Annotated in this window: 24 protein-coding genes and 1 pseudogene; 11 read left to right on the top strand and 14 right to left on the bottom strand. The window is 66.5% G+C overall.

Going from position 1 to position 23,646, the window contains the following annotated elements; all coding sequences use genetic code 11:
• The first annotated feature begins 40 nt into the window (after window positions 1-40).
• Window positions 41-619, top strand: coding sequence for a DUF882 domain-containing protein (locus GH664_RS19905; RefSeq protein WP_153169859.1), 579 nt, complete (start codon window positions 41-43; stop codon window positions 617-619).
• Window positions 620-634: 15 nt separating this feature from the next.
• Here the strand turns inward: GH664_RS19905 and GH664_RS19900 are convergent, their stop codons facing one another.
• On the bottom strand, window positions 635-1,003 hold the full coding sequence (locus GH664_RS19900) for a diacylglycerol kinase (RefSeq protein ID WP_153169858.1): 369 nt from the start codon (window positions 1,001-1,003) through the stop codon (window positions 635-637).
• 277 nt (window positions 1,004-1,280) lie between these two features.
• On the opposite strand from GH664_RS19900, the gene GH664_RS19895 reads away from it, so the two are divergent.
• Window positions 1,281-2,858 (top strand): HDOD domain-containing protein, encoded by a 1,578-nt coding sequence (locus tag GH664_RS19895; protein WP_228111636.1) that lies wholly within the window; start codon window positions 1,281-1,283, stop codon window positions 2,856-2,858.
• 14 nt (window positions 2,859-2,872) lie between these two features.
• Here the strand turns inward: GH664_RS19895 and GH664_RS19890 are convergent, their stop codons facing one another.
• Complete coding sequence (locus GH664_RS19890) at window positions 2,873-3,931, bottom strand: PQQ-dependent sugar dehydrogenase (RefSeq protein WP_228111639.1); 1,059 nt, start codon at window positions 3,929-3,931, stop codon at window positions 2,873-2,875.
• A 254-nt stretch (window positions 3,932-4,185) separates the two neighbouring features.
• Between GH664_RS19890 and GH664_RS19885 the strand changes: the two genes are divergently transcribed.
• The 3 genes from GH664_RS19885 (at window position 4,186) to GH664_RS19875 (ending at window position 7,017) form a co-directional block, all read left to right on the top strand.
• Window positions 4,186-4,548: a VanZ family protein gene (locus GH664_RS19885; protein ID WP_153169855.1), complete on the top strand. Its 363-nt coding sequence runs from the start codon at window positions 4,186-4,188 to the stop codon at window positions 4,546-4,548.
• A 76-nt stretch (window positions 4,549-4,624) separates the two neighbouring features.
• On the top strand, window positions 4,625-6,613 hold the full coding sequence (locus tag GH664_RS19880; protein ID WP_153169854.1) for a U32 family peptidase: 1,989 nt from the start codon (window positions 4,625-4,627) through the stop codon (window positions 6,611-6,613).
• A 20-nt stretch (window positions 6,614-6,633) separates the two neighbouring features.
• Window positions 6,634-7,017, top strand: a complete 384-nt coding sequence (locus GH664_RS19875) for a thioredoxin family protein (RefSeq protein ID WP_153169853.1) — start codon at window positions 6,634-6,636, stop codon at window positions 7,015-7,017.
• 22 nt (window positions 7,018-7,039) lie between these two features.
• Here GH664_RS19875 and GH664_RS19870 read toward each other — a convergent pair whose 3' ends face one another.
• The 4 genes from GH664_RS19870 to GH664_RS19855 are packed head-to-tail and all read right to left on the bottom strand — an operon-like array spanning window position 7,040 to window position 9,289.
• Window positions 7,040-7,810, bottom strand: coding sequence for an ABC transporter permease (locus GH664_RS19870; RefSeq protein WP_153169852.1), 771 nt, complete (start codon window positions 7,808-7,810; stop codon window positions 7,040-7,042).
• Window positions 7,811-7,815: 5 nt separating this feature from the next.
• On the bottom strand, window positions 7,816-8,628 hold the full coding sequence (locus GH664_RS19865) for an ATP-binding cassette domain-containing protein (protein WP_153169851.1): 813 nt from the start codon (window positions 8,626-8,628) through the stop codon (window positions 7,816-7,818).
• Window positions 8,625-9,065 carry a hypothetical protein gene (locus tag GH664_RS19860; protein WP_153169850.1) on the bottom strand — a complete coding sequence of 147 codons (441 nt, stop codon included), beginning with the start codon at window positions 9,063-9,065 and terminating at the stop codon, window positions 8,625-8,627. The genes GH664_RS19865 and GH664_RS19860 overlap by 4 nt, the downstream gene beginning before the upstream one ends.
• Window positions 9,062-9,289 (bottom strand): DUF433 domain-containing protein, encoded by a 228-nt coding sequence (locus tag GH664_RS19855; RefSeq protein WP_153169849.1) that lies wholly within the window; start codon window positions 9,287-9,289, stop codon window positions 9,062-9,064. Before GH664_RS19855 ends, GH664_RS19860 begins: the two co-directional genes overlap by 4 nt.
• 248 nt (window positions 9,290-9,537) lie before the next feature.
• Between GH664_RS19855 and GH664_RS19850 the strand changes: the two genes are divergently transcribed.
• Window positions 9,538-9,921, top strand: coding sequence for a VOC family protein (locus GH664_RS19850; RefSeq protein ID WP_153169848.1), 384 nt, complete (start codon window positions 9,538-9,540; stop codon window positions 9,919-9,921).
• A 129-nt stretch (window positions 9,922-10,050) separates the two neighbouring features.
• On the opposite strand, the gene GH664_RS19845 is transcribed toward GH664_RS19850, so the two are convergent.
• Window positions 10,051-10,179, bottom strand: coding sequence for a hypothetical protein (locus tag GH664_RS19845; RefSeq protein WP_255424958.1), 129 nt, complete (start codon window positions 10,177-10,179; stop codon window positions 10,051-10,053).
• A 73-nt stretch (window positions 10,180-10,252) separates the two neighbouring features.
• Between GH664_RS19845 and GH664_RS19840 the strand changes: the two genes are divergently transcribed.
• Window positions 10,253-11,095, top strand: a complete 843-nt coding sequence (locus GH664_RS19840) for a cytochrome c family protein (RefSeq protein ID WP_153169847.1) — start codon at window positions 10,253-10,255, stop codon at window positions 11,093-11,095.
• Window positions 11,096-11,254: 159 nt separating this feature from the next.
• On the opposite strand, the gene folB is transcribed toward GH664_RS19840, so the two are convergent.
• Genes folB through glyA form a run of 7 tightly spaced genes read right to left on the bottom strand, consistent with a single transcriptional unit; the run spans window position 11,255 to window position 19,617 of the window.
• Window positions 11,255-11,722 carry a dihydroneopterin aldolase gene (folB, locus tag GH664_RS19835; RefSeq protein ID WP_153169846.1) on the bottom strand — a complete coding sequence of 156 codons (468 nt, stop codon included), beginning with the start codon at window positions 11,720-11,722 and terminating at the stop codon, window positions 11,255-11,257.
• Window positions 11,709-12,347, bottom strand: a complete 639-nt coding sequence (locus GH664_RS19830) for a sarcosine oxidase subunit gamma (RefSeq protein ID WP_153169845.1) — start codon at window positions 12,345-12,347, stop codon at window positions 11,709-11,711. Before GH664_RS19830 ends, folB begins: the two co-directional genes overlap by 14 nt.
• Complete coding sequence (locus GH664_RS19825; protein ID WP_153169844.1) at window positions 12,340-15,366, bottom strand: sarcosine oxidase subunit alpha; 3,027 nt, start codon at window positions 15,364-15,366, stop codon at window positions 12,340-12,342. The genes GH664_RS19830 and GH664_RS19825 overlap by 8 nt, the downstream gene beginning before the upstream one ends.
• Window positions 15,363-15,671, bottom strand: a complete 309-nt coding sequence (locus tag GH664_RS19820; RefSeq protein ID WP_153169843.1) for a sarcosine oxidase subunit delta — start codon at window positions 15,669-15,671, stop codon at window positions 15,363-15,365. Before GH664_RS19820 ends, GH664_RS19825 begins: the two co-directional genes overlap by 4 nt.
• A gap of 12 nt (window positions 15,672-15,683) precedes the next feature.
• Window positions 15,684-16,934 carry a sarcosine oxidase subunit beta family protein gene (locus tag GH664_RS19815; protein WP_153169842.1) on the bottom strand — a complete coding sequence of 417 codons (1,251 nt, stop codon included), beginning with the start codon at window positions 16,932-16,934 and terminating at the stop codon, window positions 15,684-15,686.
• 18 nt (window positions 16,935-16,952) lie between these two features.
• Window positions 16,953-18,332: an L-serine ammonia-lyase gene (locus GH664_RS19810; protein WP_153169841.1), complete on the bottom strand. Its 1,380-nt coding sequence runs from the start codon at window positions 18,330-18,332 to the stop codon at window positions 16,953-16,955.
• Window positions 18,333-18,354: 22 nt separating this feature from the next.
• Window positions 18,355-19,617: a serine hydroxymethyltransferase gene (gene glyA / locus GH664_RS19805; RefSeq protein WP_153169840.1), complete on the bottom strand. Its 1,263-nt coding sequence runs from the start codon at window positions 19,615-19,617 to the stop codon at window positions 18,355-18,357.
• A gap of 414 nt (window positions 19,618-20,031) precedes the next feature.
• On the opposite strand from glyA, the gene GH664_RS19800 reads away from it, so the two are divergent.
• The 4 genes and pseudogenes from GH664_RS19800 to GH664_RS19785 all read left to right on the top strand — a co-directional run.
• On the top strand, window positions 20,032-20,769 hold the full coding sequence (locus GH664_RS19800; protein WP_153169839.1) for an isochorismatase family protein: 738 nt from the start codon (window positions 20,032-20,034) through the stop codon (window positions 20,767-20,769).
• 573 nt (window positions 20,770-21,342) lie between these two features.
• Complete coding sequence (locus GH664_RS19795; protein WP_153169838.1) at window positions 21,343-22,428, top strand: GlxA family transcriptional regulator; 1,086 nt, start codon at window positions 21,343-21,345, stop codon at window positions 22,426-22,428.
• Window positions 22,429-22,597: 169 nt separating this feature from the next.
• Window positions 22,598-23,047 (top strand): LysR family transcriptional regulator, encoded by a 450-nt coding sequence (locus GH664_RS19790; protein WP_153169837.1) that lies wholly within the window; start codon window positions 22,598-22,600, stop codon window positions 23,045-23,047.
• 66 nt (window positions 23,048-23,113) lie between these two features.
• Window positions 23,114-23,646: pseudogene (locus tag GH664_RS19785) on the top strand (IS21 family transposase); the annotation flags it as partial.

Here is a 23,646-nt window from a genome sequence, read left to right as displayed (position 1 = left end):
TCGGCCTTCGTCAAGTGCTTGTTCGGACAGCGAGTTTTCCATGCGTCATTCCTCTCCCGCGAAGAATCTGCGGCGGCTCTTGCTGAAGGGTGTCTTCGCCGCGCCCATCGGCTTGCCCATGATGACGGCGCGCGCCGCGCAGTTGCCCGCGATCATCGCCGATGGACGCCAGCTTTCGTTCCGCCACACACACACGGACGAGCGGCTCGAGGTCGTTTACCACGACGGCCGCAATTACCTCCCACCCGCCCTGCAGCGCATGAACTGGCTGCTGCGCGACTTCCGCACCGGCGAGGCGCAGGCGATGGATCCGCAGTTGTTCGACATCCTGCATGCGCTGAGGATAAACCTTGGCGGCGGAACCTTCGAGATCATTTCCGCCTATCGGTCACCCGGCACCAACGAAATGTTGCGCAAGACCGGCGGCGGTGGCGTCGCCAAGCGCAGCCTGCACATGGACGGCCGCGCCATCGACATCCGCCTTCCCGGCGTACCGACGCACCGCCTGCGTGATGCCGCCATCGATCTGGGCCTGGGCGGCGTGGGTTATTACCCGGAATCCGACTTCGTGCACGTCGACACCGGCGCCGTCCGCACCTGGGGTCCCACGTCGGCCTGAGGCCGCCCGCTATCCTCAGCCGAACAGCACCAGCCCCCACACCAGCACCACGTTGCACAGGCTCAACAGCACCGCCGCGCTGCCGATGTCCTTCGCCCGCTTGGCCAGATTGTGATTCTCGAGCGAGATGCGGTCGACCGTCGCTTCGATCGCAGAATTGAGCAGTTCCGCCAGCAGTACCAGCGCCAGGCTGCCGACCAGCACCGCCTTCGCCACTCCGGACTCCCCAAGCCATAGGGCTGCGGGCACCAGGATCAACGCCAGCCAGAGCTCCTGGCGAAACGCGTCCTCGTGCCGCCATGCGGCGCGCAGGCCGTCCAGCGAATAGTGGAATGCGTTCCAGATCCGGCGCAGGCCGGTCTTGCCTTTGTAGGGACTTTCCATCGGTCGCCGCCGCCTTGTGCAAATCCGGCGATGATGCCACGCCTGCATGACAGCATCGGGTCGCTGGCATGCTGCCGACGCAGCGACGATCGTGCGTGTGCCATAATCGGGCCACCCGCCGACGCTCCCTGCAAGACGGTTGCGTGCACCACGCGCCAGTTCGCTCCGGGCGACAGAATCCCGACCTCGCTTTCCTCCCATGACGCAGCCAGGCTCTGACGCATCGCAATCCGGATCCAGTCTCCCGCCGCAGGTCTCCGACGCCGGCAGCGAGTCCTTGTCGCATGAGGGCGAGCAGCGTACCGAGCCACGCCAGGAAGCGCTCGAATTCATGCTGCGGCGCATGCGCCACCGTGGTGATTTCCCGGCGCTGTCGTCCTCGGTGGTCGCCATCAACCGCATCACCGCGAGCGAATCGGAGAGCGTGAGCAAGCTCTCCGAGCTGATCCTGCGCGACTTCTCACTCACCAACAAGCTGCTGAGAGTCGTCAATTCGGTGCACTATCGCCCCGGTGGCGGCAGCATCAGCACGGTCTCGCGCGCAGTGATCGTCCTCGGCTTCGACGCGGTGCGGAACATCGCCATCACCGTGCTGCTGTTCGAGCACCTGCAGGACAAGGCCAATGCGGCGCAACTGAAGGAGGAATTCCTGCGCGCCTGCCTGGCCGGCCTGCTGGCGCGCGAGATTGCGGCGCGCATGCGCCTGCGCGAACTGGAACAGGCCTACATCTGCGCGGTGTTCCACAACCTCGGCCGGCTGGTGTCGCAATACTACTTTGCCGAGGAAAGCGAGGACATCCGCCGCGTCGCGAGGCAGAGCAGTTGCAGCGAGGATGTGGCGGCGCTGCAGGTGCTTGGCCTGAGCTTCGAGGATCTCGGCACCGGGCTGGCGCAGGCCTGGGGCTTTCCGCCTGTCATCGTCAGCAGCATGCGCAAGCTCGCCGAAGGGCCGGTGCGGCGCATCGATACCCAGGAGGGGCGGCTGCGGGCGCTGTCGGCCTGCGCCAACGAACTGTGCGATGCCGTCGCCGGCCTGGCCCCGGCCGAGCGCGACCGCGAGATCCGCCACATCGCCAGCCGCTTCACCGACGCCGTGCCGATGGCCGAGAACGCCCTGGAAGAAGTGCTCGACACGGCGATCGACGAACTGACCGACATCGCCGGGATCATCCAGATCCATCTGCCCGCCACCCGCATCGGGCGGCAGTTGCATCGTTTCCTCAATGCTGCGGAGGCTGGGGCAGCGCCCGCCGGGGAAGCGCCGGTGCCTGGCCAGCTCGAGGAACGAGCCCTGCCCGCCGGCGCGATCGCTGACGGTGCTGCGCCCTCCCCGAAGCCGGACCCGCAGTCGGTGCTGACTGCCGGCATCCAGGACATCACCAATGCGCTGCTCGAGGGGCTGAAACTCAACGACGTGCTGCGCATCATCCTGGAGACCATCTACCGCGCGATGGGCTTCAAGCATGTGCTGCTGTGCATCCGCGACGCCCGCAACAACTCGATGGCAGGTCGCTTCGGCTTCGGGCCGGACGTCGACCTGCTGATCCGCAGCGTGCGCTTCAGCCTCGCGACGCAGCCGGACAACGTGTTCAACGTCGCCACGGCGAAGGGCGTGGACATCCTGATCAGCGACGTGGACGACCCGCAGATCGCCAGCCGCATCCCGGCCTGGTATCGCAAGGCGCTGAGCTCGCAGACTTTCGTGCTGTTTCCGCTGACCCTCAAGAACAAGCCGGTGGCACTCATCTACGCCGACAAGGACCACGCCGGCGACATCGTCATCGCCGAAGCCGAGCTGGCCCTGCTGCGCACGCTGCGCAACCAGGCCCTACTGGCGATCAAGCAGGCTGCCTGATGTCCAGGTGATCTCTAGCGCGGGTCCAGCCGCAGGATGCGCCCGTTGCTGTCGTCCAGCAGCCACAGCCGTCCGTCCGGGCCCTGACGCACGTCGCGGATGCGCATGCCCTGGTCGGCGAGCAGGCGCTCCTCGTGCGTCACGTTGTCGCCGTCCAGCACCAGGCGCACCAGCATGCGGTACTTCAGCGCACCGATGAAGAGATTGCCCTTCCAGCGCGGGAACACGTCGGCGGTGTAGAAGGCCATGCCCGACGGCGCGATCGACGGCGTCCATTGCTTCAGCGGAGGCTGCACGTCGGCGCGCTCGGTGCCTTCACCGATCCTGAAGCCGGTGACGTACTCGCGCCCGAAGGTGATCTGCGGCCAGCCGTAGTTGCGCCCGGCGAGCAGGATGTTGAGTTCGTCACCGCCCTGCGGCCCATGCTCGTGCGCCCACAGCGCGCCGGTCTGGGGATGCAGCGCCGCGCCCTGCACGTTGCGATGGCCGTAGCTCCAGATTTCGGGCAAGGCTCCCGCCCGGCCGACGAAAGGATTGTCCGCCGGCACGCTGCCGTCCGGATTGATGCGCACCACCTTCCCCAGGTGGCTGTCCAGATCCTGCGCACGGTCCCGATGATTGAAGCGCTCGCCCAGCGTCACGAAGAGCGTGCCGTCGCGCCCGAACACCAGACGCGAGCCGAAATGGTGGCTGCCGGGCGGGTCGTCCTTCTGCGCGAAGATCACCCGCAGGTCCTGCAGCCGCAGCGCATCCGCGTCCAGCAGCGCACGCGCGACCGCGGTGCGCGCACCACCGGCAGTGGGCTGGGCGAAGCTGAAGTAGATCAGGCGATCGGTCGCGAAGCCCGGGCTCAGCACCACGTCCAGCAAACCGCCCTGGCCGCTGGCATGCACCGCCGGCAGGCCGGCGAGCGGCGCAGACAACGCCCCGGACGGCGACACCAGGCGCATGCGCCCCGGCCGTTCGGTGACCAGCATACGGCCATCGGGCAGGAAGGCGAGCGACCAGGGGTTCTCCAGACCGCGCGCGACCTCGGTCAGCACGACGGTGCCGGTCTCGGTCTTCACCTGCATGCCGGCCGCAGCGGCGATCCCCGGCGCAAAGACCGCGATGCAGAAGGTGGCAAGCAAGGCGCGTGCAGCGAGGCGTTTCATGGTTTCACTCCGGAATGATCCTCAGCCCTCATCGCGTCGAGAGATCCTGTGGGAGCAGGCTTGACCGCGACAGGCGCCCCTGACCCGCGCCCCTGACCGACTCCCGAGATCGCGGTCAAGCCCGCTCCTACACGCACATCGGACCAATGCGACAATCTCGCGGACAATTTTCAATGCCAACACTGATGCCCCACCCTTCGCTGAAGTTCCCCGCACGCCTCCTCTTCACCATCGCCCTGCCGCTCTTCTTCTGGCTCGCCCTGCTCCCCGCGCCCGACATCGTGCAGATCGTGTCGTGGCAGGACAAGGTCGAGCACGCGCTGGTGTTCGCCGCCCTGGCGCTGCTGGGGCGGGCCGGCTGGCCGCAGCGCACTGCCGTGTTGGTTGTCGGCCTGCTTGCCTACGGCGCGGCGATGGAAGTCGCCCAGACCTTCACACCCACCCGTGTCGGCGACCCGCTGGACTGGCTGGCGGACGCGATCGGCCTGCTGGTGCTGCTGCCAGCGGTGATGCGGCGCCCACATCGCGACGCCTGAAGCGGGCGGACGCGGTATCGGCGGACGCGGTATCATTGCGCCCTTTCCGATCAAGCGCTTGCGCGCGTTTTTCCCGATGAGCACTGCAGCCCCCCGCGACCGCAAGGTCCTCGAACTCCTCGCCCCCGCCAAGACGGCCGACATCGGCATCGAGGCGATCAACCACGGCGCGGACGCGGTGTACATCGGCGGCCCGTCGTTCGGCGCGCGCTCGTCCGCGGAGAACACCGTCGCCGACATCGCGCGCCTGGTCTCGCACGCGCACCGCTACCACGCCGAGATCTTCGTCGCGCTCAATACCATCCTGCACGACGCCGAGCTCGAACCCGCGCGCCAGCTCGTGTGGCAGCTTTATGACGCCGGCGTCGACGCGCTGATCGTGCAGGACATGGGCCTGCTCGAGCTCGACCTGCCGCCGATCCAGCTGCACGCCAGCACGCAGACCGACATCCGCGACGCCAGCAAGGCGCGCTTCCTGCAGGACGTCGGCTTCTCGCAGATCGTGCTGGCGCGCGAGCTGACGCTGGCTGACGTGAAGAAGATCGCTGCGGCGACCGGCTGCTACCTCGAATACTTCGTGCACGGCGCGCTGTGCGTAGCCTACTCGGGCCAGTGCTACATCAGCCACGCCCACACCGGCCGCAGCGCCAACCGCGGCGAATGTTCGCAGGCCTGCCGCCTGCCCTACGACCTGAAGGACAAGGACGGCAACACCATCGCCAGCAACCAGCACATGCTGTCGATGAAGGACAACAACCAGAGCGCCAACCTGCGCGCCCTGGCCGCAGCCGGCGTCAGCTCGTTCAAGATCGAGGGTCGCTACAAGGACCTCTCCTACGTCAAGAACATCACCGCGCACTACCGCACGCTGCTAGACGAGATCATCGAGCACCCCGAGGCGGACGGCCCGGTGTATCGCCGCGCCTCCAGCGGGCGCAGCACCTTCCTGTTCACGCCGCAGGCCGACAAGACCTTCAACCGCGGCTACACCGATTACTTCGCCAACGAGCGCCACCACGGCATCGAGGCCTTCGAATCGCCCAAGTTCGTCGGCGAACCGATTGGGCGGGTGACGAAGATCGACTCCAAGGGCCACAAGTTCTTCGACGTCGAGCGCGCAGCCCCGATCCACAATGCCGACGGACTCACCTGGTACAACCCCAAGGGCGAGCTCACTGGCCTGCGCGTCAACCGCGCCGAGGCCAACGGCGGCGGCGAAGGTATCGACCGCGTCTTCCCGTCCGATCCGCTGCCTGCCGACCTTGTGCCCGGCACGTCGCTGTTCCGCAACCACGACCACGAGTTCGAACGTGCGCTGGAGAAGAAATCCGCCGAGCGCCGCATCCGCGTCGATGCGCGCTTCTTCGCCACGCCCGACGGGTACGCGCTGACCGTCACCGACGAGGACGGCGTCACCGCCACCGCCAGCGTCATCGCTGCGCACGAGCCGGCACAGAACGTCGACCGCGCGCTCGCCACGCTGCGCGAGCACATCGCCAAGCTCGGCAACACGATCTTCAGCGCCGGCGACATCGCGCTCGACGTGACCGAAGCCTCCTTCCTGCCCGCCTCGCAGCTCAACGCGCTGCGCCGCGACGCCGTCGAGCAGCTCGAAACCGCCCGCCTGAAGGCTCACGTCCGCCCGCCGCGCGCCGCCGCGGTCGAGCCGCCGGTGCCCTACCCGCAGGACGCGCTGAGCTACCTCGCCAACGTCCTCAACGACCAGGCCCGTGCCTTCTACGCGAAGCACGGCGTCAAGCTCATCGACGCCGCCTACGAGGCCAACGAGGAACGCGACGACGTGTCGCTGATGATCACCAAGCACTGCCTGCGCTACAGCTTCAACCTGTGCCCGAAGGAAGTGAAAGGCATCCGCCCCGACCCGATGCAACTGGTCAACGGCAACGAAACCCTGACCCTGCGCTTCGACTGCAAGCGCTGCGAGATGCACGTGGTCGGCGCGATGAAACCGCATGTGGCGAAGATGCGCGATGCGGTGGTGGCGCAGAAGGTGAGTTTCTTCCCCAGCAGGCCGGGCGTCGACAAGGCGCCCGCACGCGCCTGAACCGACCCGCGACGCCACGCATGACCGCACTGATCCCCGTCGCCGAGCTTCCCGGCCATCCACGGCTCGTCCCGGGTACCCTGGTCGTGATCGCCCTGTGCGCCGAATGGTGCGGTACCTGCCGTGAATTCCGCCCCGTGCTGGAGCGCATCGCCGCCGCACACCCTGACATGCTGTTCGCGTGGGCCGACATCGAGGACGACGCCGAGCTCGTCGGCGACATCGATGTCGACAACTTCCCCACGCTGGCGATCTTCAGGGACGGCAAGCCGCTGCATTTCGGCGTATCGCTGCCTCTGGAGCCGGTCGTGTCGCGCCTGCTGCAGACCGTCGCCCGGGGCGACACCGCGCCAGTCAACGGCCCGCCTGAAGTGAGAGCGCTGGGCGCACGGCTCACGGCCTGAGCCCTGCGGCGCCGGCTCGATTTCAGCGCGCCAGGCCGGGATACAGGTGCGCAGCCAGCGCCAGCAGCGCCAGGAACACCCCCAGCAACACCGCGAAGCTGGTCGTCCAGGCGTGCACGCTGGTGCCGCCGACGATCATCGCGCCGCGCAGCACGTCGACCAGGTAGGTGAGCGGGTTGGCGAGGGCGACGGTGCGCAGCCAGCCCGGCATCAGGTCGAGCGGATAGATGGCGTTGGAGGCGAAGAACAGCGGCATCGTCAGCACCTGGCCAATGCCCATGAAGCGCTCGCGCGTCTTGACGATGCAGGCGATGACCAGCGAGAAGGTGGAGAAGATGCACGAGCCGAGCACCACCGCCAGCACCACGGTCAGCACGCCCGCCGGTGTCCACTGGATGTCGACATCGGTCGCGACGGCGACGCCATACACGACGACGGCCTGCACCAGGCCGCGCAGGCCGGAGGCGATCGCCTTGCCGAGCACCAGCGCGCTGCGGTGGGCGGGTGTGACGAGGATCTTGTGCACGATGCCGAGGTCGCGCTCCCATATCACGGAAATGCCGTAGAAGATCGCGCTGAACAGGATGCTCTGCGCGAGGATGCCCGGCGCCATGAAATCCAGATAGCGCAGGCTGCCGGTCGGGATGCCCCGCACCTGGCTGAACACCTGGCCGAAGATCGCCAGCCACAGCACCGGCTGCACCGCGCGCGACATCAGCTCGGTCGGGTCACGCATCAGCTTGCGCACCTCGGCGTCCGCCACCGCCGCCGTTTCGATCGCGTACGCGCGCATGCGTCTCACCCCAGACGTTGCAGGGTGCCGCGGCTCTCGCGGATGTCCCGGAAGCGCCCGCCCTGATCCATCACCGCGCCGCTGAAATGGGCGAATACGTCCTCCAGATCCGCCTCGGGGCCGACCTGCGCCTTGAGCGCTGCGGGGCTGCCGACGGCGGCAAGCCGGCCGCGATGCAGGATCGCCAGCTCGTCGCACAGCACGTCGGCCTCTTCCATGTCGTGAGTAGTGATGAGGATGGTCATGCCGCGGCTGCGCCGCAGCTCCAGCAGGCGGTCCCACACCGTGTGCCGCGCAACCGGGTCGAGACCGCTGGTCGGTTCATCCAGGAACAGCACCTCGGGGCCGTGCAACGTCGCCTGCGCGATCTCCAGCCGCCGGACCATGCCGCCGGAGTAAGTGCGCACCAGCTTGTCGGCCACCCCGTCGAGCCCGGCGAAGGCCAGCGCGTCGCGCACGCGTGCCGCGCGCTCCGCTCCTCGCAGGCCGTACAGGCGCGCCGAAAGGTTGAGGTTCTCGGTGGCGGTGAGCGCACCGTCGGCCGACAGCAGTTGCGGCACGTAGCCGATGCGCCGCCTCACCTCGACCGGTTCCTTCGCCACGTCGAAGCCGGCGACCTGGGCCGAACCACCGCTGGCATCGAGCAGCGTGGTGAGGATCTTGATCGCCGTGCTCTTTCCCGCGCCGTTCGGTCCGAGCAGGCCGAAGATGATGCCGCGGGCGACACCAAGATCCAGCCCGTCCAGCGCCATGATCTGGTCGAAGCGTTTGCCCAGGCGCGAGGTGGCGATGGCGAAGAGTTCGGCGCTGGCACTCATGCGGCGATGGTAGCACCATCGCTTTCAAGGAAAAGCCGGCGGACATCCGCCGCCGGATCGAGCGGGGTCGCCGCGGCTTCGGGATGATCCGGCTGACCTATGGCTTCGCCGGTCGGGCTCTCACCCGCGAAATTTCCGCACGCATTGCACCCGCCCTCGACCAGCATGCTGCCTGCGAGCTGAACCGACTTGGAAATCCGATCTGTACTCGGCTTGGCGCGGCAGCCGATTTCATCGACGACGATGAAGACATGCTCGAAGTAGCGAGGTGGATCGCGGAGATTTTGCCGTTCGACCGGGGATGTATGTGTACCGCCCGGAAAGACCGATTCATTTGAGCTACGGGCCAGATCCTGCTCACGCGTCGCCGAGTTCGACGATTTGCTCGCCTGCCTGCCGAGCCCGGGTGGTAGTTGGGCGTCCACCCAGAAGATCATGCCGCCAGTCTCGCAATCGCCGCCCGCTTCGCGGCGAAATGCAGGCAGGCCATGATGTCCGCCGCTTCCAGGTCAGGGAAGTCAGCAAGGATTTCCGATTGCTCGACGCCTTGGGCAAGCATTTCCAGAACGTAGGCCACCCGGATTCTCAGCCCGCGGATGCAGGCTTGGCCCCCGCATTGGCGGGGGTTGAAACTGATACGCTGATTGAGATCGGAATTCATGGCTTTCTCATCCTTGGCTTGAGTGATACCCGGAAACGTCCGGCTCGGCCTTAATGTGCCTTGCGTTGGCGCCCATGGGGCTTTCGCTCGACGCGCCACCGAACCGGCACGGCCGATTGCTGTCCATCGAAGGAGAGGATCATCGACGCGGCCCGGCCAGCATAGCGAGATCGGCTTACCGGGCCTATCAATGGCCCTCGGGCAACCTTTCGGTAGATGTCGCCCAACCCAGCAACGATCACGATGCCATGGCCGTCCACCTCAATCACACCATCGTGCACGCCCGCGACAGCCACTTGTCGGCCGCATTCCTGACCGACATCCTGGGGCTTCCGCCGCCGACGCGTTTCGGCCCGTTCGTGGTGGTCGAAGTCGACAACGGCGTCAGCCTCGACTTCCTCGATACCGACGCGCCGATCGCGTCGCAGCACTATGCCTTCCTGATCAGCGAAGTCGAGTTCGATCAGGTCTTCGACCGGATTCGCGGGCGTGGCCTGCCATACTGGGCCGATCCGGGACGGTCGCGACCGGGCGAGATCAACCACGGCGACGGGGGCCGGGGGATGTATTTCGACGACCCGGACGGACACTTCCTGGAAGTGCTGACCCGCCCCTATGGGAGCGGCCGGTGAAAACCGGCTCAGGCGCGCGTCGTCGAACATCCGTGCTGACGAGCGTCACGCGTCCACCCGGGCCAAGAACTCGATCCCCAAAGGGGCGCATCTCGACCAATTCCGCGCATCGTGCGGGCCAGTCCAGCCTCACCGCGGGGTGATCAGCGGCACCGCGTCGTGAGCGTGTTTCCGGGCGCGCTTCGAGGCCCTCTTTTCCTTGGGGGTCAGGACGGATTGCTTCTTGGGCTCCTTGTTGCTTTTCCTCACCTTGTTCATGATCGTGCTCCACGTGACGCCCGGCGATTGCCGGTCATGTACTCAATATAGGCCGCTACGGGAGCAGCGAGTCATGATGAATCGAATCTGGTCAGCTGCCCTCGGCAAGCCTCGCAATGTGATCGCGCTGCTCCTCCTGGCGGTGGCCGCGATCCTTCATGGCCGTGCCGCTGCGGTCGACCTGCCCGACCCGCGTGACATGGAAGGGTCATTGGCCGAAGCGGCGGTCGTGGTCCAGGTCGTGGAACCGCATCTATCAACGGCCGACCGGCCGGTGCCTGTCCAGTATCGGGGGTGGCCGGCGGAGCGGGTGCTGGATCGCTGGCTGGGGCAGGCGTGGCGCGCTCCTGGCGCCGAGATCGAGTTCCGCGCGCTCGACGGCTACGTCTCGCGGATTCCGGCCGAGCGCTTCGGCCAGTATCGCGCCTACCTGGTGTTCGAACGCCCCGGACACCCCACCTTCAGCGTCGATAACCGCTTGCAGAACGAGAAGAACGTCGCCCTCGGCCCTTGGTACCTGGTGTGGGACAACCTCCGGAACCCGGAACTGCGCGCCGAAGGGGGCACCTTCTGGCCGTATCAGATCAAGCAACTGTCGCTGGCGACGGCACGGCTGGACGCCCTGCTGCCGGCCGGCACCGCTGCGCAGCATGCGCAAACCGCCGGTCTGGCGCAGAAGTATTGTCTGAGCTGCCATCAGGTCAATGGCTATGGCGGCGACAAGTGGCCGATCAACCTCGCCGAACGGGTCAAATCGCTGAGCCGCCCCGCCTTCCTGCAATGGGTGCTGCACCCCGACCTCGCCAGGCCGGGTACCAGCATGCCGGGCCTGCCGGACACGATGCCCGCCGACCAGCGCGCGGCCCTTGCCGACAAGCTATACGATTACCTGATGGCCGTTCCGGTCGTGCGGTAGATCGGCGCAGCCGCACCTCCAGGACGAGCGAATGCAAAACCCTGTGGACGATGTGCCTGACTGGAGCCGCCCCGCTGCGCAGTGGATCGCCGCGCAGGGGAGCGCACACGACGGCCTGGCCAGTGCCGAGGCCGCGAACCGACTCAGCCGCTGGCGACGTCAGGCATCGCTGCACTGGCGACGCCAGCGCCTGATCGACACACCGATGCTGTCGGCCGCATCCAGGATGCCGGGCTTCGACACGGTCACTGCGACCGAGACCAGCGCAAAGTCCCTCAGCAAGCGGTCAGCGAGATCCTGCGCAAATGCCTCGAGCAACTCACGACGATTCGCCAGCGCGTGTCGTCGTAACGCTGCGACCACCTCCGCGTAGTCGACCGCATCCTCGATGCGGTCACTGAGACAGCCGCGCGAGTGGGCCAGACCCAGCTCGAGATCGACCACCAACGGCTGCGGCGCATGGCGCTCGTGCTCGTAGACGCCGATGAGCGCTTCCACCCGCAGTCCTCGCAGGAAGATGCTGTCATCGCCCGGAAGCGGCGGGATGCTGACCGCCGAGCCGCGCACCGGCGAACCGGCCGGTGCGTCCTCGAGTCCGGCCGCGGCCCCTCCCTCACTGGACCACATGAACGCCGAACTCCTCGCTGGCATCGAGCACCCAGCGGAACAGGTAATCGGCGAAGCTGCGCCGGATCACCAGTTCCCAGCGGTCCTCGGCCACGCGGCGGATGATGGCCGTGCTCTTCGCGAACACGCTGCTCACGGCCTTGCCCACCGGAAAGTGGCCCGGATGCACATCGTAGGGCGTGCACTTCATCAGCACGTCCCTCACCGCCGGGCCGCTGAGCTCCAGTACAGTCTGGCCGCCGCTCACGTTCATCACCGCGTAGTGCCCGGAAAGCGCCTCGCGCAGCCGCTTCTCCGTCGCGAACTCGCTGCCGGCAGGAACGATGACCAGCCACTCGTCCGGCGACATCCACTGCACGCTGACCCCACGCGCCTCGTCGCGCGACAGGGGCCCCATCTTCAGCGGCAGCGGCAGGCCGAGCGCCTGCTCGACGCCGGCGCAGAAAGCCGGATCCGAGGCGCGGCCCCGCAGGATGAGGTGCCCGAGGAAGGCGTGCTCGCGCACCACCACCCCGGCCTTGGCCGCCGAGGCCACGGTCGCGACGGTCACACGGGTCATGGCGAGCGGCGATTCGGGTTTGGCGCCCGCCGCCGGGTTCAGGTCGAAGATGGACAGATCAGACATGGTGACGCTCTCCGTTAGGATCGTAGAAGACGGGGCTGACGACTTCGGCGGCATGTACTCGGCCGTCGGCCATCGGCAGATAGACGGTCTGGCCGATGCGCTGGCTGCCGCCCTTGAGCAGCGCCAGGGCGAAGGAATGCCCCAGCGTCGGGCTGAAGTAGCTGGAGGTGACATGGCCGACCATCGGCATCGGAATCTTCACCTCCTTGTCGAGCACGATCTGTGCCCCCTCGTCGAGCACCAGCTTGCTGTCGAGCGGTTTCAGACCCACGAGCTGCTTGCGGTCGGTGCGCCTGGTGTCCGGGCGCGACAGCGCGCGCCGGCCGATCCACGAGAACGGCTTCTTGTAGCCGACGCACCACTGCATGCCGAGATCCTCCGGCGTGACCGAGCCGTCGGTGTCCTGGCCGATGATGACGAAGCCCTTCTCGGCGCGCAGCACGTGCATGGTCTCGGTGCCGTAGGGCGTGAGGCCGTACTTCTCGCCCTTCTCGAACAGCGCTTTCCACACGTGCATCGCATGGTTGGCCTGCACGTTGATCTCGTACGACAGCTCTCCGGTGAAGGAGATGCGGAACACCCGCGCCGGCACCCCCGCAACCGTGCCCTCGCGCCAGTCCATGAAGCCGAACTTGTCCTTCGAGAGGTCGATGTCGGTGAGCTCGGCGAGCAGCTTGCGGGCGTTCGGACCGTTGAGCGCCATCGCCGCCCAGTGGTCGGTGACCGAGTTGAAATACACCTCCAGCTCGGGCCATTCGGTCTGATGCCACATCTCCATCCAATCGAGCACCCCCGCCGCGCCACCGGTGGTGGTGGTCATGTGGAAGTGGTTCTCGCCCAGGCAGGCGGTGACGCCGTCGTCCATGATCATGCCGTCGTCCTTGCACATGAGGCCATAGCGTGCCTTGCCGACGTCGAGCTTGGTCCAGGCGTTGGTGTAGAGGCGGTTGAGGAACTCGCGCGCATCCTTGCCCTGGATCTCGATCTTGCCCAGCGTCGAGGCGTCGAGGATGCCGACGTTCTCGCGTACCGCGCGGCATTCGCGCTGCACCGCCTCGTGCATCGTCTCGTTGCCGCGCGGGAAGTACCACGGCCGCATCCACTGCCCCACTTCCTCGAACTTGGCGCCATGCTCCACGTGCCAGGCGTGCAGCGCGGTGTAGCGGCGCGGATCGAAGAACTCGCCGCAGTGCCGCCCGGCAACGGCGCCGAAGGTGATCGGCGTGTAGTTCGGCCGGAACACCGTGGTGCCCGTCTCCGGGATGCTCTGCCCGAGGCAGCGCGCCGCGATCGCCATGCCGTTGATGTTGCCGAGCTTGCCCTGGTCGGTACCGAAGCCCATGCCGGTGTAGCGCTTGACGTGTTCGATCGATTCGAAGCCCTCGCGCGTGGCCAGTTCGATGCCGGCCGCGGTGACGTCGTTCTGCTGGTCGACGAACTGCTTGGGCGCCCGCATCGCCGGCTTGACGTGGGGCACCTGGTACAGGGCGGCCGCCTTGCCCTCTCGCACCCTTCGCACCTCGGGCAGACGGAGAGGTGCGGCCTTCATACCCGTCTCCATCAGCGCACGGCAGCCGGCCTCGACGCCGTCGGCCAGCACCTCGGCCAGCGCCATCACGCCATTGACGCCGCCAGCCGGGATCATGCCCTTCACCTTGCCCGGCACGAAGCCGAGGACGTCGTCGCGCCATTCGGGGCGTGCCCCGGTATGGGCGGCCAGATGCACCACCGGGCTGTAGCCGCCCGAGCTGGCGACGGTGTCGCAGGCCAGTTCCTCGACCGCACCGCTCACCTTGAAACCGGCCAGGTCGATCTTCGCGACCAGCGCGCTCGAGACGCGACGGCTGCCGCGCGTCTCGATCACCGCACTACCGGTGATGATGCGGATGCCGCGCTTGCGCGCTTCGGCCACGAGGTCGCCCTCGGGATTCCCGCGCGCATCGACGATTGCGACCACCTCGCGCCCGGCTTCACGCCAGTCGAGCGCCGCGCGGTAGGCGTGGTCGTTGGAGGTCGACAGCACCAGGCGCTGGCCCGGCACCACCGCGTAGCGATGGATGTAGGCAGACACCGCGCCGGCGATCATGTTGCCCGGCACGTCATTGTTCGCATACACCAGCGGCCGCTCGTGCGTGCCGGTGGCGAGGATCACCTGTCCGGCGCGCACCCGGTGCATGCGGGCGCGCACCGTGCGGCGGCCGTTCTGCGCCGGGGCGAGGTCGGCCAGGTGCTCGGTGCGCCGCTCGTGCAGGGTGACGAAGTTGTGATCGTGGTAGCCATTGGCGGTGGTGCGCGGCAGCAGCAGCACGTCGGGCATCGCGCCCAGCTCCTGCAACACCGCGGCCACCCAGTCGGCAGCCGGCCGGCCGTCGATCGGCTCACGCGAGTCGAGCAGCGAGCCGCCCATCTCTTCCTGCTCGTCGCACAGGATCACCCGTGCCCCGGCGCGCCCGGCCACCAGTGCCGCCGCCAGGCCCGCGGGGCCCGCGCCCACCACCAGCACGTCGCAATGACGGTTGATGTGGTCGTAGATGTCGGGGTCGCGCTCCCTGGGGCTGCGGCCCAGACCCGCGGCCTTGCGGATGTACTTCTCGTACTTCGGCCACATCGACGCGGGCGACATGAAGGTCTTGTAGTAGAAGCCCGGCGGCATGAACTTGCCGCCGACCTTGCCCAGCACGCCCATCAGGTCGCGGTCGACATTGGGCCAGCCATTGGTGCTGCCGGCCGTCAGACCGTCGTACAGCGCCTGTTGCGTGGCACGCACGTTGGGCACCTGCGAGGCTTCGGTGGCGCCCAACTGGACCACCGCGTTGGGCTCTTCGGCGCCGGCGGCGACGATGCCGCGCACCCGCGCATACTTGAAGCTGCGATTGACGATGTCGACGCCGTTGGCGAGCAGCGCCGAGGCGAGCGTGTCGCCGGCAAAGCCCTGGTAGCCGACACCGTTGAAGCTGAAGCGCAGCGGGCGGCTGCGGTCGATACGCCCGCCCTGCTCGATACGATTGCGTTGGCTCATTTTGCCACCTTCTTGCCGGAGGCCGCAGCGGTCACCGTGGGCTGCTGCCCGGCCTTGTAGGTTTCGAGAATCTGGTAGCTCACGGTGTCACGCGTGGCGTTGAAGAACTTGCGGCAGCCCGCGGCGTGGTACCACTGCTCGTGGTGCAGCCCGCGCGGGTTCTTGCGGAAGAACAGGTAGTCGCCCCAGGCTTCGTCGCTGGTGGCTTCCGGTTCCGCCGGGCGCGCGATGTGCGCTTCGCCCTTGGGCCGGAACTCCTCTTCCTCGCGGTATTCCTCGCAATAGGGACAGTAGATGTGCAGCATGATGTCCTCTCCTCAGTGGGCGACGCCGGCTGCGCCGTGCTCGTCGATGAGTTTTCCGGAGATGAAGCGGTCGATCGAGAAGGGCGCGGCCAGCGGATGCGCCTTGCCCTCGGCAAGCGTCGCCGCAAACACGTGGCCCGAACCCGGGGTCGCCTTGAAGCCGCCCGTGCCCCAGCCGCAGTTGAAGAACAGCCCGCCCACCGGTGTCGCCGAGATGATCGGGCAGGCATCCGGGCAGGTATCGACGATGCCGCCCCACTGCCGGTTCATGCGCACGCGCGAGAACATCGGGAACAGCTCGACGATCGCCTGCAGCGTGTGTTCGATCGTCGGGTAGCTGCCGCGCTGGCCGTAGCCGTTGTAGCCGTCGATGCCCGCGCCGATGACGAGGTCGCCCTTGTCCGACTGGCTGACATAGCCATGCACGTGGTTGGACATGACGACCGTGTCGAGGATGGGCTTCATCGGCTCGGACACCAGCGCCTGCAGCGGGTGCGACTCGATCGGCAGCTTGAAGCCGGCCATCTTCGCCAGCACCCCGGAATTGCCCGCGGTGACCACGCCGATGGTCTTGCCGCCGATGTAGCCGCGGTTGGTCTCGACACCCAGCACCTTGCCGCCGCTGATGCGAAAGCCGGTGACTTCGGTCTGCTGCAGCAGATCGACACCCAGCGCATCGGCGCCACGGGCATAGCCCCAGGCCACAGCATCATGGCGCGCGACGCCGGCGCGCGGTTGCCACGAGGCGCCCAGCACCGGATAGCGGGTGTTGCGCGAGCAGTCCATGATCGGCACGATCTCCTGGACCTGCTTGACGTCGAGCACCTCGCCGTCGATGCCGTTCAGCCGGTTGGCGTTTACCCGCCGGTGGATGTCGCGCATGTCCTGCAGCGTGTGACCCAGGTTCATCACGCCGCGCTGCGAGAACATCACGTTGTAGTTGAGATCCTGCGACAGCCCTTCCCACAGCTTCATCGCGTGCTCGTACAGCCAGGCGGCCTCGTCCCACAGGTAGTTGGAGCGCACGATGGTCGTGTTGCGCGCGGTGTTGCCGCCACCCAGCCAGCCCTTCTCCACCACCGCCACATTGGTGATGCCGTGCACCTTGGCGAGGTAGTAGGCGGTGGCCAGACCGTGCCCGCCGCCGCCGACGACAATGACGTCGTACTGACTCTTGGGCACCGGGTTGCGCCACATGCGCTGCCAGTTCTCGTGATGGCTGAGCCCGTGCTTGACGAGCCCGAATCCTGAATAGTGTTGCATGACCTTTGCTCCTCGCACTCAGCACTCGATGACATTCACCGCGAGGCCGCCGCGGGATGTCTCCTTGTATTTGTCCTTCATGTCGCGCCCGGTGTCGCGCATGGTCTTGATCACCTTGTCGAGCGACACGAAATGCTTGCCGTCACCGCGCAGCGCCATGCGCGCGGCGTTGATCGCCTTGATCGAGCCCATCGCGTTGCGCTCGATGCAGGGCACCTGCACCAGCCCGCCCACCGGATCGCAGGTGAGCCCGAGGTTGTGCTCCATGCCGATCTCGGCGGCGTTCTCGACCTGCTCGGGCGTGCCACCGAGGACTTCGGTCAGCGCGCCCGCCGCCATGGAGCAGGCCACGCCCACCTCGCCCTGGCAGCCGACTTCGGCACCGGAGATCGAGGCGTTCTCCTTGAACAGGATGCCGATCGCAGCGGCGGTGAGCAGGAAGCGCACCACCCCGTCTTCGGTGGCACCGGGAATGAAGCGGTAGTAGTAGTGCAGCACCGCGGGGATGATTCCCGCCGCTCCGTTGGTCGGCGCGGTGACGATGCGCCCGCCGGCCGCGTTTTCCTCATTGACCGCCAGCGCATACAGATTCACCCAGTCCATGGTCGTCAGCGGGTCGCGCAGCGAGGCCTCGGGCGCGCTCGACAGCTTGTGATAGAGCTCGGCTGCGCGCCGGCGCACCTTCATGCCGCCGGGTAGCACGCCCTCGGCCTCGCAGCCGCGCCGAACGCAGGCCTGCATCACCTTCCAGATGTGCAGCAGACCGTTGCGCGTCTCGGCCTCGCTGCGCCAGGCCTTCTCGTTCTCCAGCATCAACTGGCTGATCGAGAGGTCATTGACCGCGCACTGCGTGAGCAACTGGTCCGCGTTGCGGTACGGGTACGGCAGCTCGGTGCGATCCTCGACGATGCGGTCGGCACCCGCCGCCGCCTCATTGACGACGAATCCGCCACCCACCGAGTAGTACACCCGGTTCGCCAGCTCGACGTCGCCCTCGCCGAAGGCGATCAGGCGCATGCCGTTCGGGTGGTAGGGCAGGCTCTGGCGGCGCAGGAAGAGAAGGTCGGTCTTCTCGTTGAACTCGACCGCGTGCATGCCGAGCAGCGAGAGCTTGCGCCCGTCGCGGATGCGCGTGAGCCGGCCGTCGATCGTGTCCGGATCGATCAGGTCGGGCGCCTCGCCCTCAAGCCCGAGCATCACCGCCTTGTCGCTGCCGTGGCCCTTGCCGGTGGCGCCGAGCGAGCCGTACAGCTCGGCGCGCACCCGGCGCACCCGGGCGAGCACGCCCTCCTCCTGCAGCCGGGTGACGAAGGTCAGCGCGGCGCGCATCGGGCCCACGGTGTGGGAACTCGACGGGCCGATGCCGACCTTGAACATCTCGAATACGCTGATGGCCATCTCGGTTCTCCGGTGGCGCCGATCAGCGACTGGCGGGATAGACGGGGAAGTGCGCGCACAGGGTCTTGACCTTCTCGCGCACCCCGGCGATCACCGATTCGTCGTTGATGTCGTCGAGCACGTCGCAGATCCAGTGCGTCAGCGCCTTCGCCTCGGCTTCCTTGAAGCCGCGGCTGGTGATCGCCGGCGTGCCGATGCGGATGCCGCTGGTGACGAAGGGAGACTGCGGGTCGTTGGGCACGGCGTTCTTGTTGACCGTGATGTGCGCCGCTCCGAGCGCAGCGTCGGCCGCCTTGCCGGTAATGCCCTTGGCGACCAGGTCGACCAGGAAGAGGTGGTCGTCGGTGCCGCCGGAGACGATCTTGTAGCCGCGCTCGATGAACTCGCCCGCCATCACCCGCGCGTTCTTCAGCACCTGCTCCTGGTAAGCGCGGAACTCCGGCTGCAGCGCTTCCTTCAGCGCGACGGCCTTGGCGGCGATGACGTGCATCAGCGGGCCGCCCTGGATGCCGGGGAAGACGACGGCGTTGAGCTTCTTCTCGAGCTCGGCATTGGCGCGCGCCAGGATCAGACCGCCGCGCGGGCCGCGCAGCGTCTTGTGGGTGGTGGTGGTGACGACGTCGGCAAACGGCACCGGGTTGGGGTACAGGCCGGCGGCGACCAGCCCGGCGACGTGGGCCATGTCGACGAAGAGCTTGGCGCCCACCAGATCGGCGATGTCGCGGAAGCGCTTCCAGTCGACCACCCGCGAATAGGCAGAGAAGCCGGCAACGATCATCTTCGGCTTGTGCTCGCGCGCCAGCGCTTCGACCTGCTCGTAGTCGATCTCGCCGGTGGCTTCGTTCAGACCGTACTGCACCGCGTTGTAGATCTTGCCGGAGAAGTTGACCTTGGCGCCGTGGGTCAGGTGGCCGCCGTGGGCCAGGCTCATGCCCAGCACGGTGTCGTGCGGCTCGAGCAGCGCCATGTACACGGCGGCGTTGGCCTGCGAGCCCGAGTGCGGCTGCACGTTGGCGTAGTCGGCGCCGAACAGCTCCTTGGCGCGGTCGATCGCCAACTGCTCGACCACATCCACATGCTCGCAGCCACCGTAGTAGCGCTTGCCCGGATAGCCTTCGGCGTACTTGTTGGTGAGCACGCTGCCCTGCGCCTCGAGCACGCGCGGGCTGGTGTAGTTCTCGGATGCGATGAGCTCGATGTGCGACTCCTGGCGCTCGAACTCCGCGTCCATCGCGGCCTTCAGCTCGTCGTCGAAACCTGCGATGCGGTCGGTCATGGCAAACATCTTGTTCTGTCTCCTTTCGTTCTTGGGTCTTCCGCCCCTGGCGGCAGGTGCGCCGTTTCGCAACCTGTTGGAGCCAGATCTTAGGAAGTTCGCCCAGTGCGCTTTTGCCTGTATCCGTCACGCATTTGTCCGGGATGGACGTGATTTGCGCAACTATCCTGGATCCGACATGCGCGTCGTTCTTGCTACGTCGCCGCGCCGAAAATAATCGCGCGCTTAGTCGCGCGCTCGCGCGCGCCCGAAAAGCCTGGCAAATAATTGCTTTCAAGAGCATCAATCACGCCCAATTAGTCATTGGACGTTATTTATCCGCATCCCTAATCTTCGAACTGCCTGAGGGCAACACCCGAACCAGCCAGCACGAGAAGGCGGTTACCGGAACCTTGATATCTCACACCTAAAGGAGTCTGAAAGATGTCCAACGATCTGCAGAGCATGCTCGACCAAGCCTTCGCCCAGGCCACCAAGCTGTACCAGGAGCGCGGCTTCCAGCGCCGAGTCGGTTTCGGCAAGCGCCCCGCCCTCGTCAGCGTCGACCTCGCCAACGCCTGGACCCGTCCGGGCAATCCCTTCACCTGCGAGAAGATTGACGAGGAGATCATCCCCGGCATGCAGCGCCTGCTGGCCGCCTTCCGCGAGCGTGGCTTCCCGGTCGTACATGTGACCACCTGCTACCAGGTCAATGACCGCAGCAACCCCAACACCGACATGGGCCTGTGGCACAACAAGATCCCGGTCGACGTCGTGGCCCAGGCCGACGAGAACCTGTGGGCGATCGACTCGCGCATCGCGCCGATCGAAGGCGAGCAGGTGCTCATCAAGAAGCACGCCAGTTCCTTCCAGGGCACCTATTTGGCCGGCTTCCTGCGCGCTGCCGGGGTCGACACCGTGCTGGTGACCGGCGTGACCGCCTCTGCCTGCGTCCGCACCACCGTGTGCGACGCCATGGCTGAAGGCTTCCGCCCGATCGCTGTGCGCGAGTGCATCGGCGACCGCATCCCCGGTGCCGTGGCCTGGAACCTGTTCGACATCGACGCCAAGTTCGGCGACGTGGAGTCGGTCGACCGCTGCGTCGAGTACGTGATGAGCGTCGGCCGCGAAAGCGCTGCGCCTGCCGGCACCAAGCAGAAGGCCAGCCTCGCCACCGCCTGAGGCTCGCAGCGACCATCCAGCACTTCTCTCCTCCCTCCGTGCTCCGTCACATCGCTCTCCCGGGCGATGTGACGGAGCATTTTTTGTCTCCAGGATCGTCCATCAGCGATGCAAATGTGCTCCTCACGAACTTGCACAACATTGCACAAGTCGGAAGAAGGCCATTTGCACGCGCCCCGAGTCTCTGCATCGACCACGAGGTCACGAACGACAAGGGAAGGTGGTCCCCGGGTCTCCCCTGGTGCCCCGGAACACAGGTACCCCCATCGTCATCACCGCGCTCCGGCTTGGCGGGTCGGGCGGCAACTTCGAAAACCGCATCTACATCCCGCTTCCATTCGCCTGCTGGATGTCTCTGGTGATCGGCATCGTTTATGCTTACCTTGGCTGGCCCTCACTCAGGGTGAGCGCCGCCCCAAGGCGGCCCAGACCCGAAATGGGCGAGGCCATCCAGAGCATCGAACCATCCTCTGGAGCCGAGACCGCGTTTCGCGACCAGTCGACCCCCCGTTTCGCGCTCGGGGACGCCAGCCCCGCGGTCGCCGGGTCGCGGCATGGAGCACAAGGCAGGGAATGAGCACCGCAGAGAGAGACAAGATCAAGGTTCCGGACAGCCCGGCTGGAAGCAGACGCTTCAACAGCCGGCTGCGCCACAGCAATCAGGCGTATCTGCGGGCCCATCAGAACGACAGCGACCATCCGCCGATCAGCCGGCGCATCGCCTTCGTGCTGCTCGAACACTTCTCGATGATGGCCTTCACCGGGGCGGTGGACGCCATCGTCACCGCCAATCTGCTGAGCCGCAATCCGCTTTACCGCTTCGACGCCATCAGTCTGGAAGGCAGCTCGGTCCTCAGCGACCTCGGCATCAGCATCGCAGCCGACGCCGAACTGAATTCCCTTGGCGCGGCGGACTTCGACATGCTCATCATCTGCGGCGGCTATCGCTCGGATTTGGCGCCGCCGCGTGCCGTTCTCGACCGCCTGAAAGCCTTTGCCCGCAACGGAACTACCATGGGCGCGCTGTGGAATGGCAGTTGCGTACTCGCCAGGGCCGGGCTGCTGGACGGCTACGCGTGCACGGTGCACCCGGAGAGCCGCGCGGGTCTCGAGGAAAGCTGCCCCAGGGTCAAGCTGCTGCCGACGCCCTTCGTCGTCGACCGCGACCGCATCTCCTCGGCCGGCGCAAACAGCGCACTGGGCATGATGCTGGCCGTGATCCGTCACCAGCACGGCAACGACGTCGTGAGGGGCATCGAGGAGATCCTCGCCTGCGACCGCGGCCCCGAGGACATGCCCGACAGACCGATGCCGGTGCTGGAAGCCAGCACCGCGCTGCCGGACGCATTGCGCGCGATCCTCAAGCTCATGGAAAGCAACATCGAGGAGCCGCTTTCGATCGAAGACCTGACGCACTACGCCCAGGTGTCGCGGCGCCAGATCGATCGGCTGTTCCAGCGCTACATGAAGTCCACTCCGTCACGCTACTACCTCGAATTGCGCATCACGCGCGCGCGCCGCCTGCTGCTGCAGACGAATGCCCCCATCACCAGCATCGCGATTGCCTGCGGCTTCACCGGCGCACCGCACTTCAGCCGCTGCTACCGCGACTTCTTCGGCGTGTCGCCGTCCAAAGCGCGCTCGACCCAACGCCTATGAGCCCTGTCCGACGACCATCGCCGAGCTCTATCGACATGCGCACTCGCCTGCCCGGAAGCTGCAGTGCGACAACGCGCGGCATCGGCCATAACACTCCAATCGCACACTTGACAGTCGCCCGCCCGGGCGGAACCATCGCCACACCAAACCTCGTCCTCCGGACTCGCCCATGGGCAGCAATATCCGTTTTGACCTGCGCCACATGCGGGCCTTCGTTGCCGTCGCCGAATCGCTGCATTTCAAGAAGGCTTCGGAGGCACTCTTCATCACCCAACCGGCCCTGAGCCGCCTGATAAAGTCCCTCGAGGATGAAATCGGAGCCGAGCTCTTCTCGCGCACCACCCGCCAGGTCACCCTGTCTGAGGCTGGCAGGCTGTTCCTGGCAGAATGCCAGCAGGCCTTCACCCATATCCAACGCGGCATTCAACTCGCACAGCGAGCGGCGCGCGGAGATATCGGTCGTATCGCAATCGCCTACAACGACTTTTCGATCAACAGTTCGTTGCCCCACTTGCTGGAAGTTTTCAAGGAAGCGCAGCCGTCCGTTGCCATCGAACTGACCTACATGCTGTTGACGCGCACTGAAAACTACCCAGATTTCGCGGGGTCTGCGCGCTGAAAAGTACCCAGGTGATTAACCTCCGCCGCTTCCGTCGAGGAGCGGGGAACAGAGGAGATGATCACCATGAATCTGCCGGGGAAAGTCAGACGGTTGTACTACCGGGAAGGGCTCGCGCTTTCGGAGATCGAGCGTCGCACGGGGCTGACGCGCAAGACGATCCGCAAGTGGTTGAAGGCGCCCGAGGGTGTTGAGCCGAAGTACCGACGCAAGGTCGGCGACACCAAGATCGCGCCGTACGCGGGGCATCTGGTCAAGATGTTGGAGACCGATGCGCGGCGACCGCAACGGGACCGGCGCACGGCGCTGAAGCTGTTTGCGCAGTTGCAGACGCAGGGGTTCGACGGCGATTACAGCCGCGTCACCGAGTTCATTCGGCGCTGGAAGGCCGAAGGCGGTGCATCGGTCGCGAAGGCCTTTGTTCCGCTGCAGTTCGAGCCGGGAGAGGCGCACCAGTTCGACTGGAGCGAGGAGCATCTGGTCATCGGTGGGGTGTGGCGCAAGGTGCTCGTGGCGCACCTGAAGCTGTGCTATAGCCGTGCCTTTGTCGTGCAGGCGTATCCGACGCAGAGCCACGAGATGCTGTTCGATGCGCACGC

Source organism: Thauera sp. 2A1 (assembly GCF_009469595.2).
Lineage (GTDB): Bacteria > Pseudomonadota > Gammaproteobacteria > Burkholderiales > Rhodocyclaceae > Thauera.
Note: the sequence above shows the minus strand (reverse complement) of the source record. Positions and strands in the feature narration are given on the sequence as shown.